Below are 16,116 nucleotides of genomic sequence, written 5' to 3' on the forward strand. Positions count from 1 at the left end.
GGAGGAGAGAATGACCAAAGCGGGCGAAATCCGCACAGGCATAGGCGGCTGGACCTTCGAACCCTGGCGCGGGACTTTCTATCCTGACACGCTGAAGCAGAAGGATGAGCTGAATTACGCCAGCCGCCAGCTGAAGGTGATCGAGGTCAACGGCACCTATTACAGCACGCAGAAGCCTGAGGTTTTCGCCAAATGGGCTGCCGACGTTCCTGACGGCTTCATCTTCTCCCTGAAGGCGACACGTTTCGTCACCAACCGCCGCGTGCTTGCCGAAGCGGGCGAGTCCATGCAGCGCTTTCTGGAATCCGGCATCAGCGAGCTCGGCGATCATCTCGGTCCGCTGCTCTGGCAGTTCGCGCCGACGAAGAAATTCGATCCGGATGACTTCGAGGCATTCCTGAAGCTGCTGCCGGCGAAACAGGATGGGCTTGCACTCAAGCATGTCGTCGAAGTCCGGCACGATTCCTTCAAGGTGCCGGAATTCATTGCGCTGCTTGAAAAGTATAATGTGGCGCCGGTTTGCGCCGAGCATTTCGAATATCCGATGATCGCCGACGTGACCGCAGATTTCGTCTATGCCCGCCTGCAGAAAGGCTCGGACGATATCAAGACCTGCTATCCACCGAAAGATCTGAAAGCCTGGGCCGATCGCTTGAAAACATGGGCCGCCGGCAAGGTGCCGGACGACCTGCCGCTGATCGATGCGAAACGCAAGGTCAAGGTCGAGCCGCGCGACGTCTTTGCCTTCATGATCCATGAGGGCAAGGTAAATGCACCGCCCGGTGCGATCGCCTTGCAGCAGGAAGTGGCGAAATAGCGCTATAGCGGCTTGACGGCCGCGACGAGATCTTCAGCGGTCAGCCCCTTGCCGGCATGCTGGCCCGCAAGGCCGTGCAGCCAGACGCTGGCCGCTGCGGCTTCGAAGGCGGGCGCGCCCTGCGCCATCAGACCGCCGACAATACCGGCCAGCACGTCGCCTGCGCCGGCCGTGGCAAGCCAGGGCGGCGCATTGGCATTGATCAGCGCCCGGCCGTCAGGGGCGGCAATCACGCTGTCGGCACCCTTGTAGATGATGGCGGCGTGGGCTCTCGCGGCCGCGGCCCTCGCCTTGTCGATCTTGCTCAAAGCTTCGTCCGCAGCAATATCGGGAAAGAGCCGTGCAAACTCCCCTTCATGCGGCGTCAGCACCAAGCGTGTCGGTCCCTCGGCAAAAGCATCGAACAATCGCTGCGGCTCGTCGCGAAACGACGTGATGCCGTCCGCGTCCAGCACCAGATGGCGATCTGCAAGCGCGAGGCAGAACTGGCGCGCTTTTTCTCCGGCGCCGAAACCTGGTCCGAGAATGAAGGTCGAGAGCCGCTGATCGGCGAGCCATTGCCGCAACGACGCTTCATCCCCGACCGCGTGCAGCATGATTGCGGTCAGCAGGCCGGCATTGACATCAAGCGCTTCCGGCGGCGAGGCGATGGTGACGAGCCCTGCCCCGGCCTTCAGCCCCGCCATGGCCGACATGCGTGCAGCACCGGTTGCGTTCGGACCGCCTGAAAAGACGACCAGATGACCGCGCTTGTATTTGTGCGTCTCCGCGCTGGCCGAAGGTATCTCAGCCTGCCACTGCGCCGGCGCATTTTCCGCGATCCGATTGTCGGCATGGGTGCGAACGATGCGCGCGGGAATGCCGATATCGAAAACCTCCAGCTCGCCGCATAGATCGCGGCCCGGCAGGAGAAGGTGGCCCGGCTTGCGCGTCATAAAGGTCACGGTGCGCGTGGCTTGGAAGGCGGCGCCGAGAATCCGGCCGCTACGCCCATCGATGCCGGACGGCAGATCGACGGCGATGACAGGAACTTGCGCCTCGGCGGTTCGCGCAATGACCGCGGCAACTTCATCAGGAACGGAGCGGGAAAGCCCCGCGCCGAAGATGGCGTCGATCACCACATCGCCGACCTTCGGAACATAGCTGCCGATCGCCGCGCCTCCGACAGGACAATCGGCAAAGGCACTGATAGCATCGCCCTTGAGCCGCTTGGGATCGCCGAGATGGAAAAGCCGCAGTTCGGCGCCGGCCTGCTGCAGCGCGCGTGCAGCGACATAGCCGTCCCCGCCATTATTGCCCGGACCGCAAAGAACGATATATCGATGCGCCTCGGGAAAGTGCCGGAGCGCTGCGGCAGCGACAGCCTGACCGGCCCTTTCCATAAGCCCATAGGAATCGATACCGGACGCGGCGGCAGCGCTGTCGACAGCGGCCATATCGTCGGGCGTGAGAAGCAGGTCGGCAAGCGGCAACATCATGACGGATATTATAGATGCGAAATCTGCCTCAAAAACAACCGTTTTCACAGCATGCGATTTGATTGATAAATATGCATTTGCATAATAATTAAACAATAACATTCAATGGCTTGCCGGGGCATAGACATGGCCTGCGTGGCACTTTTTTTGCGAAATTTTGCTTATCCCGTGCATTTCGGCGCGAAATCGCTTCCATTTTTCCAAAAAATCCTCATCAATCCATCGTCTCGGTACGAATTCACCGGGATTTTCTACGGCAGCTCGTTCGCAACTGGCATGATACGTGCATTACGTTGGCCGAGCGGGGAGTAGTCCTGCTGTAACAGAAGAAGCGGAGAGACATTTTCTCATGAAAAAGATCGAAGCGATCATTAAGCCCTTCAAGCTCGACGAAGTGAAGGAAGCCCTTCAGGAAGTCGGCCTGCAGGGCATCACCGTCACGGAAGCGAAGGGCTTCGGTCGTCAGAAGGGCCACACGGAGCTTTACCGTGGCGCCGAATACGTCGTCGACTTCCTGCCGAAGGTGAAGGTCGAGGTTGTATTGGCGGACGAAAATGCGGAGGCGGTGATCGAGGCCATCCGCAAGGCCGCACAAACAGGCCGTATCGGCGACGGAAAGATTTTCGTTTCCAACGTGGAAGAAGTCATTCGAATCCGCACCGGTGAGACGGGCATCGACGCCATTTAATCCGCCCGGTCCCTGCGGCCGCGGCTCGTTTAATCGTCATCTAAGTCAAGGGAAGCAATTTAATGACGACCGCAAGCGAAATATTGAAACAAATCAAGGACAACGACGTAAAGTTCGTCGACTTGCGCTTCACGGATCCGAAGGGCAAGCTCCAGCACCTCACCATGGATGTGGTCTGCGTCGACGAAGATATGTTTGCCGATGGCGTCATGTTCGACGGTTCCTCGATTGCCGGTTGGAAGGCCATCAATGAATCCGACATGGTGCTGATGCCCGATCCGGATACGGTCCATATGGATCCGTTCTTCGCACAGTCCACCATGGTGATCCTCTGCGACATCCTCGACCCGGTCTCCGGCGAAGCCTATAACCGCGATCCGCGCGGCACCGCCAAGAAGGCTGAAGCCTATCTCAAGGCCTCCGGCATCGGCGACACCGCCTTCTTCGGCCCGGAAGCCGAATTCTTCGTCTTCGATGACGTCAAGTACAAGGCCGATCCCTACAATACCGGCTTCAAGCTCGACTCGAGCGAACTGCCGTCCAACGACGACACCGATTACGAAACGGGCAACCTCGGCCACCGTCCGCGCGTCAAGGGCGGCTACTTCCCTGTCCCGCCGATCGACAGCTGCCAGGACATGCGCTCCGAGATGCTGACGGTTCTGGCCGAAATGGGCGTCGTCGTCGAAAAGCATCACCACGAAGTCGCAGCCGCCCAGCACGAGCTCGGCATCAAGTTCGACACGCTGGTGCGTAATGCCGACAAGATGCAGATCTACAAGTATGTCGTGCACCAGGTCGCCAATGCCTACGGCAAGACGGCAACCTTCATGCCGAAGCCGATCTTCGGCGACAACGGCTCGGGCATGCACGTCCATCAGTCGATCTGGAAGGGCGGCAAGCCGACCTTCGCCGGCGACGAATACGCAGGCCTCTCGGAAAGCTGCCTCTATTACATCGGCGGTATCATCAAGCATGCCAAGGCGATCAACGCCTTCACCAACCCGTCGACGAACTCCTACAAGCGTCTCGTCCCGGGTTATGAAGCTCCGGTTCTGCTCGCTTACTCGGCCCGCAACCGTTCCGCCTCCTGTCGCATCCCGTTCGGCTCCAACCCGAAGGCAAAGCGCGTCGAAGTCCGCTTCCCCGACCCGACCGCCAACCCCTATCTCGGCTTCGCCGCCATGCTGATGGCCGGCCTCGACGGCATCAAGAACAAGATCCATCCCGGCAAGGCCATGGACAAGGATCTCTACGATCTGCCGCCGAAGGAGCTGAAGAAGATCCCGACGGTTTGCGGCTCGCTGCGCGAAGCTCTGGAAAGCCTCGACAAGGACCGCAAGTTCCTGACGGCCGGCGGCGTCTTCGACGACGACCAGATCGATGCCTTCATCGAGCTGAAGATGCAGGAAGTCATGCGCTTCGAAATGACCCCGCATCCTGTCGAATACGACATGTACTACTCGGTCTGATATCGAACACGAAAGCCCCGGCCTGCCGGGGCTTTCTCCACGATCGGGAAGCCGGTGGCAGGTCTCCCGCCCGATAGCGTCCTCGCATTGAGCGATCGCGTGGCTCGAACGAATGACCCGGGCCGAATGTGACAGTTCGATGAAGGAATGGGGGCAAAATCCTTGATATCAGTGGTGAAAGTCACCACATGATTGCTTGAAAGGAAGTCGTGCCATGAAACAACGAAACGCAAAATTCAACATTGGCGACGTGGTTCGACACCGGATGTTCCCCTTCCGCGGTGTCATCTTCGATGTCGATCCGGAATTCGCAAACACCGAGGAATGGTGGAATTCCATTCCGGCCGAAGTGCGGCCTGAAAAGGACCAGCCATTCTATCACCTTCTCGCCGAAAACGACGAGACCGAATATGTCGCCTACGTGTCAGAACAGAATCTGATCAACGACGAGAGCGGTGTCCCTCTCCGCAATCCGCAGATCGCCCAGATTTTCGACCGGGCGCCGACGGGCCAGTTCAAACCCAAGATGAGCTTCGCCCACTAAGCGCCTGCCAGATAAATTCTTTTTAAAAGGGAAGATGCCCCAAGCGTCTTCCCTTTTTCATTTTCGAGACACGACCGATAGCATAAAAAAGCCCGGATCGCTCCGGGCTTTTTCAATAAGGCAAACTTCTAGAAGCTTACTGCTGCTTGGCGGCCTTCTGGGCGTCTTCCAGCTTCTTGCGCGCTTCCTCGGCCTTCTTCTGCATGCTGTCCTGCAGGCTCTTCTGGCTTTCAGCAAGCTTGCTGTCGGAGATTGCCGGACCGTCATAAGCGGCACCGAAGCCGGTGAGCGAAATCTTGATCGGGTTCGGTGCGCGGCGGAAGTTGATCGAGGTGAAGGTCACATCCGTGCCCTTCTTCAGCGAGTTGATCATCGCGTCGGTCAAGGGCACTTCGGCCGTGCACTTGTCCGGAAGGCAGACGGCGTAATCGAGCTTCTGGCCCTTGCCGCCATCAACCTGCATGGTGATGCCGGGGGGGATCAGGCGAGCCGTCGGAACGGAGATCTGCAGGATCTTGCGGTTGACCTTGCCATCGACGGAGATGAGGCCGACTGCCGTGACCAGCTGGCCGTTGTTTGCCATGATCAGGTTCTGCACGATGCAGATGTCGGCATCGTCCTGCTTGGTGCAGGTCTTGTACCAGCCCAGGCGCGGCTGATTGGGATCGTTGCCGCCATCGGCAGGAGCTGCGTTGGACGCGTCCTGAGCGAATGCAGCAGCCGGCATGGCCGCGCCGATCATGAGAGCCAGAGCAGAGAGACCTGCCCGCATTTTGTTGTCAGTCTTGAACATCATAGCGAAACCGCCTCCTGAAATCCGCTTCGGAACGACAGCGCGCCGTCCCATGCAATTCGGGTCAAACCGTCGTCCACCTGTCGAATGAATAAGGCAAATACATGACCCGAGAAACCCGGCACCCCTGTTACATCGCACCGGCGCGGATATCCAGCTTTTCTTTGGCCTTTTCTGCCAAGTCCTAAGATTTCCGCAGTCGCGTGTTGAATTCGGCACGCTCGTGATAATGTTCGGCCGAATCGTACCTTACCGGAAAGGATGCCATGCAAGCGCTCCGGATCGCTGTCCTCCTGTTCTTAGCAGCCTTGTGCAACGCCGCCGCGGCGCAACCGCTCTATAGCATTGCCACGCATGGAGATCCGGCCCTGCCGGCGGACTTCAAGCATTTCCCTTACGTCAATCCGGATGTGAAAAAGGGCGGGCGCATCAGCTATGGCGTGGTCGGCACCTTCGACAACCTCAACCCTTTCATTTTGAAGAGCATGCGCACCACGGCGCGCGGCATGTGGGATCCGGAATTCGGCAATCTCATCTATGAACCGCTGATGGTGCGCTCGCGTGATGAACCCTTCACGCTTTACGGATTATTGGCACAGACGGTCGAATGGGACGACAGCAGGAGCTACATCCAGTTCAACCTCAATCCCGCCGCCAAATGGTCCGACGGGCAGCCGGTCACGCCCGACGACGTGATCTTCACCTTCCAGCTCCTGCGTGAGAAGGGACGCATACCCTTCTCGTCCTGGCTCGACACGATCGGCGCGATCGAGAAGGTCGGCGAACATAGCGTCATGGTCCGATTCAACGAGAAGGCCAATCGCGAAACGCCCCTCATCATCGCCTCGTCGCTGCCGATCCTGCCGAAACATGCGACCAATTCCGACAATTTCGATCGGACCACGCTCGGCATTCCGGTCGGCTCCGGTCCGTATCGGGTGAAAAGCGTCGATCCCGGCCAGCGAATCACCTTCGAGCGCAATCCCGATTATTGGGGCAAGGACATTCCGACGAAGGTCGGCGTCGACAATTACGATCAGATCGTGGTGAGCTACTTCCTGCAGGACACGACCTTGTTCGAGTCCTTCAAGAAGGGCGATATCGATATCTATCCGGACGGCAGCCCCGCGCATTGGCAGCAGGCCTATAATTTCCCGGCCGTCGGCTCCGGCGCCGTCGTCAAGGAGACGTTTACGCCGAAGCTGCCGAGCGGCATGCTGGGCTTCGTCTTCAACATGCGCCGGCCGATGTTTGCCGACAAGAATGTGCGCAAGGGCCTGACACTCGCCTTCGATTTCGAATGGTTCAATCGCAATCTGGCTTCCAGCGCCTATACACGAACGGAAAGCTACTGGCAGAATTCCGATCTGTCCTCCTTCGGCGTGCCTGCCAATGCCAACGAGCTTGCCATGCTTGGTGCAATCAAGAACCGTATCGATGCCGACGTGCTTGACGGCACCTACAAGCTGCCTGTCAGCGATGGCACCGGCCGTGACCGCAAAATCCTGCGCAAGGCGGTCAACTTCCTCAAACAGGGCGGCTATACGATCAAGGGCGAACGCATGGTCGACAGCGCCGGACGGCAGCTCAGCTTCGAGATCATGACGCAGAACGCGGATCAGGAGCGTATTGCCATTGCCTATCGCCGCTCGCTGGCGCTGCTCGGCATTGCCGTTACGATTCGCACCGTCGACGATTCGCAATATCAGCTGCGCACGACGAATTATGATTATGACATGATCATCAAATCCTATCCGTCGTCGCTGTCGCCAGGCATCGAACAAGTGCCGCGCTGGGGCTCTGCCGCCGCCAAGATGCCGGGCAGCCTGAACTTTGCCGGCGTCGACGACCCGGACGTCGATACGCTGATCGATCACTTCCTGACGGCGCGCTCGGCCGATGATTTCCGCGACGCCGTGCGTTCCTTCGATCGCATATTGATTTCAGGCTATTATGTCGTGCCGCTTTACCATATCGCACAGCAGTGGGTGGCACGGCGCAGCCATATCGCCCATTCCGACGTACTGCCGCTCTACGGCTATTATCTGCCCGCATGGTGGGATGCCTCGGCTCAGTAATGCTGTGTGGTTCCCTTTCGGTAACCGGTTGAAGCTATCGGCACAAAAGCCTAGATGGTGAAGGCTAGCCCAAAACCGAAAGGACAAAACCATGGAACGCATTACGATCGACGTCGTCTCGGACGTTGTCTGCCCATGGTGCTATCTCGGCAAGGCCCGCCTGGAGCTTGCCATCGCCGAGGTACAGGACGAAGTGGGCGTGGATCTCAACTGGCGGCCCTATCGTCTGAACCCCGACTATCCACCTGAGGGCGTCGACCAGAAGAAGGCACTCGAGCAGAAGCTGGGCGGCGCGCAGCGTGTCGCTGAGGGACACAAGATGCTGACAGATCTCGGCCGCGAGGTCGGCATCAAGTTCGATTTCGACGCCATCAAGATCGGCCCCAACACACTCGATGCGCACCGCCTCATCCACTGGGCCGTCACCGAAAGCCGCGAGAAGCAGGACAAGGTGGTCGATGCGCTCTTCAAGGCCAATTTCGAAGAGGGCCGCAATGTCGGCGATCATGCCGTACTGCTCGATATTGCCGAAAAGGCCGGTCTCGACCGTTCCGTCATATCAACCCTGCTCGCCTCCGATGCGGATCGCGATCTGATTATTGGCGAAATCGACGCCGCCCAGAAGATCGGCGTCAACGGCGTGCCCTTCTTCATCTTCGACCAGCAATATGCCGTCAGCGGCGCGCAGACCCCGGACGTGCTTGCCGGGGCGTTGCGCGATATCGCAAAGATGAAGACGGAAGCGCGCTCGGGAATGAACTAGGCGGGATTCCGCGTTTCGATCATAGCTGCAAGAGATTCCACGAATCGCAGATCGCGGAAATAGCCGAGTCATAGCCGGCATCAGGTCTTTGCCAGCAATCCCGAAGCCATTGCCCGGAAGGCCTCTATCGCCTTGGGCAGCACGTCCGCCGGTTTATCGCTGGCGGCAACCCAGAGGGCAGCATTCAGCGCTGCGCCTGAAATGAGGCGGGCTGCCGCCTCGGCATCGACAGGTTTGACCACCTCTTGTTCCAGAAGCTTCGAAACCGTCTGCCGTGTCCCCGCGAGACAGCTGTTCTGGCTGGGCCATTTCGAGGGATCACCGAGCACCGCCGGCCCATCAAGCAGGACGATGCGCTGGACCTCCGGATCGAGAGCCATCTTGATATAGGCCTCACCTTCCGCAAGCAGGCCTTGCCAGTCACCGTCCGCTTGTGCGCCGATCTCCTTCGCCCGCAGTGCCATCTCATGATCGATCTGATCGACGACGGCGGCGAGCAATCCCCGTTTGTCGCCAAAATTATGATAGAGGGCCCCTCTCGTCAAACCGACATCTGCCGTCAGCTCGTCCATCGATGCCGCGGCGAAGCCTTTTTCGGCAAAAGCTTTCCGCGCAGCGGCAATCAGCTTGTTGCGATTTTCTTCCATCGTTTCCAGGCGCTTTGCCATATCACTCTCAAATTCACATACGTTTCGTATTTGAAATATTGACATACGCCGCACATATGAATATTTCACATACACGTCGTATATAAAATCAAACGGCACTTTGGAATGGCTGCCAAAGCTTGTGTCCTTCTGATCTTTTCCCGTCAACACGAATAAGAGGCGAATATAATGACGACCAGGAATGCAATTTTCCCGAAGAACAGACATGCGCTTTATGAGGAGCACGGCTATTCCGCTGCAATCCGTTCGGGCGACCTGCTGTTCGTCTCCGGTCAGGTCGGTAGCCGTGCGGATGGAAGTCCGGAGCCGGATTTCGAAAAGCAGGTTCAACTTGCCTTCGACAATCTGAGAGCAACCCTGGAAGCCGCAGGCTGCACCTTCGACGACATCATCGATGTCACCACGTTTCACACCGATCCGGAGCGGCAGTTCGGCGCGATCATGACCGTCAAGAACCGGATCTTCACCGAAAAGCCTTATCCGAACTGGACGGCAGTTGGCGTCAACTGGCTGGCGGGCTTCGATTTTGAAATCAAGGTCATAGCGCGGATTCCGGATGCTGGGGAGATGCGTGAGCCACAGGCGGCTTGAGGATATGGTCAGTTTCGGCCCGCAGCGGAAAATGGTTGCGGCGGGCCGGCCCTTCATCAGCCGCAAAACTGCTGGCTGAGAGAGACGCCTCCTACTTCGCCAATTCCGCCAGTTGCGTCATGACCACGGCCGCCCCCTGCAGTCGCTTTTCCGGCGTCGGCAGGTCGCGGGTCAGGAAGACACTGTGGTCGGGACGGATCTTTGCCATGGTGCCCTGCTTGGCGATATAGCCGACGAGGTTGGGCGGGTTCGGGAATTCCTTGTTGCGGAACTGCACGACGACACCCTTCGGGCCGGCGTCGAGCTTCTCGACATTGGCGATGCGGCAGAGCGACTTGATGTAGACGATCTTCAGAAGATGCTGCACCTCGATCGGCAAGGGGCCGAAGCGATCGATCATCTCGGCTCCGAAACTGTCGATCTCTTTCAGCTCGGTGATCTCGCCGAGACGGCGATAGAGCGCCATGCGCAGATGCAAGTCGGGCACATAATCATCGGGGATCATGACAGGCGTGCCGACGGAGATCTGCGGCGACCAGCCGGTATCCTGGATCTCGTCGACGCCCTTGACCTCGGCAACGGCCTCCTCGAGCATCTGCTGGTAAAGTTCGAAGCCGACTTCCTTGATGTGGCCGGACTGTTCCTCGCCGAGCAGGTTGCCGGCGCCGCGGATATCGAGATCGTGGCTTGCCAGCTGGAAGCCGGCGCCGAGCGTATCCAGCGACTGCAGCACCTTGAGCCGGCGCTCCGCCGTCGTGGTCAGTACCTTGTTGACGGGCAGCGTGAAGAGCGCAAAGGCGCGGACCTTGGAGCGACCGACGCGGCCGCGGAGCTGATAGAGCTGGGCCAAGCCGAACATGTCGGCGCGGTGGACGATCAGCGTATTGGCCGTCGGCACATCGAGGCCGGATTCGACGATGGTGGTGGAGAGCAGCACGTCATAACGGCCTTCGTAGAAGGCGTTCATGATGTCTTCCAGCTCACCGGCCGGCATCTGGCCATGGGCGACCGCCACCTTCAACTCCGGCACATCCGATTGCAGGAACGCATGGATATCAGCGAGATCGGCAAGACGCGGACAGACATAGAAGCTCTGGCCGCCGCGATAATGCTCGCGCATCAGCGTTTCGCGGATCACGAGGGAATCGAAGGGCGAAATGAAGGTGCGCACCGCCATGCGGTCGACCGGCGGCGTGGTGATGAGCGACAGTTCGCGTACACCGGTCATCGCAAGCTGCAAGGTGCGCGGGATCGGCGTCGCCGATAGCGTCAGCACATGCACGTCGCTCTTCAGCTCCTTCAGCCGCTCCTTGTGCTTGACGCCGAAATGCTGCTCCTCGTCGATGACGAGCAGGCCGAGATTGGCGAATTTGATACCGGCGCCGAGCAGCGCATGCGTGCCGACGACGATATCCGTCTTGCCTTCGGCCACTTCCTTCTTCGTCAGCGCCAGATCCTTGGCGCCAACCAGGCGGGATGCCTGCTGTACCCGGATCGGCAGGCCGCGGAAACGCTCTGAAAAGGTCTTGAAATGCTGCCGGGCAAGCAAGGTCGTCGGCACCACGACAGCGACCTGCACGCCATTCATGGCGGCGACGAAGGCAGCACGAAGCGCCACCTCTGTCTTGCCGAAACCGACGTCACCACAGACAAGGCGGTCCATCGGCCGGCCGGCGCCGAGATCCTCACGCACCGCCTCGATGGCGTTCATCTGGTCGTCGGTCTCGTCATAGGGGAAGCGTGCAGCAAACTCGTCGTAGAGCCCTTCGGGCGAGGTCAGCACCGGCGCATGGCGCGTCAGGCGCTCGGCCGCAACACGGATCAAGTCACCAGCGATATCCAGAAGGCGCTTCTTGAGCTTCGCCTTGCGCATCTGCCAGGCGCCGCCGCCGAGCTTGTCGAGCTGCGCCTCGGTGCCCTCGCCGCCAAAGCGCGAGAGCAGATCGATGTTCTCGACCGGCAGGAAGAGTTTGGCGTCGTCGGCATATTGCAGCTCAAGGCAGGCATGCGGTGCACCGGCAGCCTCGATGGTCCTGAGGCCAACGAAACGGCCGATGCCATGCTCGGCGTGAACGACGATCGAGCCTTCGTCGAGCCCCGCCACTTCCGAGATGAAATCGGCGGCGCGCTTGCGGCGCTTGGAGCGGCGCACCATGCGGTCGCCGAGAATATCCTGCTCGCCGATGACGACGAGATCCCCAGCCTCGAAGCCGGCTTCGAGGCTGAGTACGGCGGCAGCCGCCTCGCCCTTCGCCAGGCCGCTGAGATCCTTGAAGGCCTCAATCGTCTTGACGCGCGCCAACCCGTGTTCGGAAAGCACCTGCAGGAGGCGATCGAGCGAACCTTCGGTCCAGGCCGAAATCAGCACCTTGCCGCCCGCCGCCCGCTTGTCGGCAATATGCTTGACGACCGCATCGAAGACGTTGACGCGCTCGCTATCGGCTGTGTCAGTCGCTGGCCGCGCCCAGCGCGGCCCCTGGCGGGCATCAAGCTCGATGACGCGGCGCGCCTCGCCCTCATGCTCGTTGAAGGGTGAGATGCGGATGGCGCCAAAGGCATCCAAAGCGCTGCCGAAAGCCTTGCCGTCGAGATAGAGCTGGCCGGGCGTAACCGGTTTATAAGGCGTGCCCTGCGCCATCTGCCCCTTGGCTTGTTGGCCGGAATGCAGGCGGGCATCGTAATAGTCGAAGACCAGCTTGGAACGCTCCTCGGCTGCCTCGCGCACGGTGTGATCCGTCACCAAACGGAAGCCCTTGAGATAGTCGAAAACCGTCTCGAGCTTCTCGTAGAAGAGCGGCAGCCAATGTTCCATGCCGGCATAGCGACGGCCTTCCGACACGGCGAGATAGAGCGCATCGTCGCGCGTGGCGGCGCCGAAGGCGGAAAGATAATTCTTGCGGAAGCGGCTGATCGTATCCGGCGTCAGCGTCACTTCGCTCATCGGATTGAGATCGAGCGAACGCACCTGCCCTGTCGTGCGCTGGCTTGCCGGATCGAAGCTGCGGATGCTTTCCAGCGTATCGCCGAAGAAATCCAGGCGTACCGGCTCTTCCGTGCCGGGAACGAAGACATCGAGAATGCCGCCGCGCACGGCATATTCGCCGACCTCGCGCACGGTCGCCACGCGATCGAAACCGTTGCGCTCCAGGCGGGCCGCGATGTCGTCCATCCGGACCTGATTGCCGGGACGGGCCGAGAACGCCAGGCTCTCGATAATGTCCTGTGGCGCCACCTTCTGCAGCATGGCATTGACGGTCACCAGCACGATCGCCGCATGCGGCTTGCGATGATGCGCGATCAGGCCGGACAAAGCCGCCAGGCGCCGCGCCGAGGTATCGGAACTCGGGGAAACGCGGTCGTAGGGAAGACAATCCCAGGCAGGCAGGGTGAGAACCGGGATTTCGGGCGCGATGAAGCCGAGCATCTGTTCGACATCGGCCATATGCTGGCCGTCGGACATGACATAGGCGATCGGCTGACCGGTCTTTGCCATTTCGGCAATCAGAAACGGCTCTAGGCCGGCCGGCACATGACCGACCGTCATCGGCTCGCTGGCGGCGAGCAGCTTCTTCGCGTCGAAACCGGGGATCATTTCGTTAATCCGAACCTTTCGGCGATCTCTTCGAAATCGGGCTTGTACGAGGCCAGACGCTGAAAAAGCGGCGTCTGCAGATGCTGCGGCGTCGGCTGGCTGCCGAGAATCCACTTGAGGAGATCATTGTCCTCTTCGGCCATGATGCGCTCGAGCTCATCCAGTTCAGCTTCAGCGAGGCCCGGCAGCTCATTATCGGCAAACTGGCCGAAGACCAGATCCATCTCGCGGATGCCGCGATGCCAGCAACGGAAAAGGATGCGCCGACGGCGAGGATCGAGATCGGCACTGCTGAGGGTCAGCCCAGTCATCAAAAACACCTTTATGTTGATGCGTCTCTATAAAACCAGTGCTCAAAGGTGGGAACCGGTTTTTCAGAAAAAAGCACCTGCAATGCAATTTTCCGGGGAGTGTTTGATACAATGGCACCGAGTTCCCTACCGCCCCTTGCCAAATGCGCCCTGCCCGTCGCATTTTGCCGGCCATGCGTCCTGCTATCCTCGATCCGCTGTTTGCCTCCATCTCTTCGCTGCCCGGCGTCGGGCCGAAGGTATCCGAGCTGCTGGTTAAGCTGCTCGACCGCGAGACGATCGACGATTGCCGGGTCATCGACCTCATTTTTCACGCGCCGCATTCGATCATCGATCGACGCGAGCAGCCCGGTATAGCCCGAGCGCCGCAGGGCGCAATTGTCACCATCACCGGCCGTGTCGACCGACATCAGCCGCCGCCCAATCCGCGTAGCAACGTTCCCTATCGCGTCTATATGCACGACGAGACGGGAGAATTGGCGCTGGTCTTCTTTCGCAGCAAGGCGCAATGGCTCGAAAAGCAGCTGCCGATCGATGAAACCGTCACCGTCAGTGGTAAGGTCGATTGGTTCAACGGCCGACCGTCCATGGTGCATCCCGACTATATCATGCGCGAGAGCGAGGCGGAAAACCTGCCGCTCGTCGAACCGGTCTATCCGCTAACCGCCGGCCTCACGCCGAAGTTCCTGCGCAAGACCATCGAGGCGGCGCTGCCGCGCATCCCGCAGCTGCCCGAGTGGGATGACATAGCCCTTACTCAGAAGCAGGGTTTCCCCTCGATCTCCGACGCCTTCCACATGCTGCATGCGCCGAGGGATGCGGCGGATATCGATCCGCAATCTCCCGCGCGCCGCCGGCTTGCCTATGATGAATTCCTGGCAGGGCAATTGTCGCTCTCTCTCGTGCGCCAAAGGCTACGCAAGGTTGCGGGGCAGCCGGTGCATGCAACTGGAGAAATCAGCCGCAAGATACTGGAATCCCTGCCCTTCTCGATGACGAACAGCCAGCGCGACGCAGTGGCCGATATTCTCAAGGATATGGCGGGCACCGAGCGCATGCTTCGGCTGCTGCAGGGCGACGTCGGCGCGGGAAAGACACTCGTGGCACTGATGGCGATTGCCGCCGTCATAGAAAGCGGCGGCCAGGCCGTGCTGATGGCACCGACCGAAATTCTGGCTCGCCAGCATCATGCAACGATTTCAAAATTTGCTGCGAATGCAAACCTTTCCGTCGAAGTTCTTACAGGCCGTACGAAGGGGCGCGAGCGAGATGCGATCCTGGAGCGCATCGCCTCCGGCGAGGCGCAGATCATCATCGGCACCCATGCTCTGTTCCAGGACAGCGTCGCCTATGCCAACCTCATGTTGGCCGTCGTCGATGAACAGCACCGCTTCGGCGTTCATCAACGCCTGCGCCTGACCGCGAAGGGTATCTCTCCCCATATGCTCGTCATGACCGCGACGCCGATCCCGCGAACGCTGGTGCTTGCCGCTTTCGGGGATATGGATGTTTCCAAGCTCACCGAGAAGCCGGCGGGCCGAAAGCCGATCCAGACGATCACCATTCCGAATGAACGAACCGGCGACATCGTCGCGCGCCTAAGGAGCGCGCTAGCGGAAGGAAAAAAAGCCTATTGGATATGCCCACTTGTGGAGGAATCCGAAGAATCCGATTTAATGTCCGTCGAAGAGCGCCATGAGACGTTGACCAAGGCGCTCGGACCGGGCATCGGCCTGATCCATGGCCGGATGAGCGGCCCGGAAAAAGACGCTGTGATGATGGCGTTCAAGAACGGCGAGATCCGCCTGCTGGTGGCCACGACCGTCGTCGAAGTGGGCGTCGACGTACCGGATGCAACGATCATGGTCATCGAACATGCCGAACGCTTCGGCCTGGCGCAGCTTCACCAGTTGCGCGGACGCGTCGGTCGCGGTGACGAAGCCTCCACCTGTATTCTTCTCTACAAGGGCCCGCTCGGCGAAACCGGGCATGCGCGGCTGTCGATCATGCGCGAGACGGAAGACGGCTTCCGCATTGCCGAGGAGGACTTGAAGCTGCGCGGCGAAGGCGAGCTTCTCGGCACGCGTCAGTCCGGCACACCAGGCTTCCGCATCGCCAGCCTGGAAGCCCATGCCGATCTTCTGGAAATCGCCCGCAAGGATGCAGCCTATCTCATCGAGCGCGATCCGGAGCTGACCAGCGAGCGTGGCAGTGCGGTACGCACCCTGCTCTATCTCTTCCGTCGCGACGAAGCGATCCGGTTCCTGCGAGCGGGGTAAGCGGATGGACGCGTTAGCCGCGCCCATCGGCATTTCGTCAGA

At 59.9% G+C, this 16,116-nt stretch carries 13 protein-coding genes; 8 read left to right on the forward strand and 5 right to left on the reverse strand.

The annotated features are described in order from the left end of the window. Window positions 1–10: 10 nt before the first annotated feature. On the forward strand, window positions 11–817 hold the full coding sequence (locus DQ393_RS05375) for a DUF72 domain-containing protein (protein WP_112340775.1): 807 nt from the start codon (window positions 11–13) through the stop codon (window positions 815–817). A 2-nt stretch (window positions 818–819) separates the two neighbouring features. On the opposite strand, the gene DQ393_RS05380 is transcribed toward DQ393_RS05375, so the two are convergent. Then, entirely contained in the window at window positions 820–2,295 is a 1,476-nt protein-coding gene (locus tag DQ393_RS05380) for an NAD(P)H-hydrate dehydratase (RefSeq protein WP_112340776.1), read from the reverse strand. 349 nt (window positions 2,296–2,644) lie between these two features. Here DQ393_RS05380 and DQ393_RS05385 point away from each other — a divergent pair, with 349 nt between their 5' ends. The 3 genes from DQ393_RS05385 to hspQ all read left to right on the forward strand — a co-directional run bounded on the left by DQ393_RS05385 (window position 2,645) and on the right by hspQ (window position 4,999). Then, on the forward strand, window positions 2,645–2,983 hold the full coding sequence (locus DQ393_RS05385) for a P-II family nitrogen regulator (protein ID WP_015339877.1): 339 nt from the start codon (window positions 2,645–2,647) through the stop codon (window positions 2,981–2,983). 62 nt (window positions 2,984–3,045) lie between these two features. Further along, on the forward strand, window positions 3,046–4,455 hold the full coding sequence (gene glnA, locus DQ393_RS05390) for a type I glutamate--ammonia ligase (RefSeq protein ID WP_112340777.1): 1,410 nt from the start codon (window positions 3,046–3,048) through the stop codon (window positions 4,453–4,455). Between the two features lie 214 nt (window positions 4,456–4,669). Continuing rightward, window positions 4,670–4,999 (forward strand): heat shock protein HspQ, encoded by a 330-nt coding sequence (gene hspQ / locus DQ393_RS05395; protein WP_112340778.1) that lies wholly within the window; start codon window positions 4,670–4,672, stop codon window positions 4,997–4,999. A gap of 136 nt (window positions 5,000–5,135) precedes the next feature. On the opposite strand, the gene DQ393_RS05400 is transcribed toward hspQ, so the two are convergent. Continuing rightward, complete coding sequence (locus DQ393_RS05400; RefSeq protein WP_112340779.1) at window positions 5,136–5,795, reverse strand: invasion associated locus B family protein; 660 nt, start codon at window positions 5,793–5,795, stop codon at window positions 5,136–5,138. A 263-nt stretch (window positions 5,796–6,058) separates the two neighbouring features. On the opposite strand from DQ393_RS05400, the gene DQ393_RS05405 reads away from it, so the two are divergent. Together DQ393_RS05405 and DQ393_RS05410 are read left to right on the forward strand one after the other, a co-directional pair. Continuing rightward, window positions 6,059–7,870: an extracellular solute-binding protein gene (locus DQ393_RS05405; RefSeq protein WP_112340780.1), complete on the forward strand. Its 1,812-nt coding sequence runs from the start codon at window positions 6,059–6,061 to the stop codon at window positions 7,868–7,870. 91 nt (window positions 7,871–7,961) lie between these two features. Then, window positions 7,962–8,633, forward strand: coding sequence for a DsbA family oxidoreductase (locus DQ393_RS05410; protein WP_112340781.1), 672 nt, complete (start codon window positions 7,962–7,964; stop codon window positions 8,631–8,633). Between the two features lie 80 nt (window positions 8,634–8,713). Here the strand turns inward: DQ393_RS05410 and DQ393_RS05415 are convergent, their stop codons facing one another. Then, a complete protein-coding gene (locus DQ393_RS05415; protein WP_169645983.1) occupies window positions 8,714–9,301 on the reverse strand; it encodes a TetR/AcrR family transcriptional regulator in 588 nt (195 codons plus the stop codon). 168 nt (window positions 9,302–9,469) lie between these two features. On the opposite strand from DQ393_RS05415, the gene DQ393_RS05420 reads away from it, so the two are divergent. Then, on the forward strand, window positions 9,470–9,892 hold the full coding sequence (locus DQ393_RS05420) for a RidA family protein (protein WP_112340782.1): 423 nt from the start codon (window positions 9,470–9,472) through the stop codon (window positions 9,890–9,892). Between the two features lie 91 nt (window positions 9,893–9,983). Here the strand turns inward: DQ393_RS05420 and mfd are convergent, their stop codons facing one another. After that, entirely contained in the window at window positions 9,984–13,484 is a 3,501-nt protein-coding gene (gene mfd / locus DQ393_RS05425; protein ID WP_112340783.1) for a transcription-repair coupling factor, read from the reverse strand. Next, on the reverse strand, window positions 13,481–13,795 hold the full coding sequence (locus tag DQ393_RS05430; protein ID WP_112340784.1) for a succinate dehydrogenase assembly factor 2: 315 nt from the start codon (window positions 13,793–13,795) through the stop codon (window positions 13,481–13,483). Before DQ393_RS05430 ends, mfd begins: the two co-directional genes overlap by 4 nt. A 173-nt stretch (window positions 13,796–13,968) precedes the next feature. Between DQ393_RS05430 and recG the strand changes: the two genes are divergently transcribed. Then, window positions 13,969–16,074, forward strand: coding sequence for an ATP-dependent DNA helicase RecG (gene recG, locus DQ393_RS05435; protein ID WP_112341056.1), 2,106 nt, complete (start codon window positions 13,969–13,971; stop codon window positions 16,072–16,074). Window positions 16,075–16,116: the final 42 nt, after the last annotated feature.

Source organism: Martinezella tropici, assembly GCF_003287875.1.
Lineage (GTDB): Bacteria > Pseudomonadota > Alphaproteobacteria > Rhizobiales > Rhizobiaceae > Rhizobium > Rhizobium tropici_C.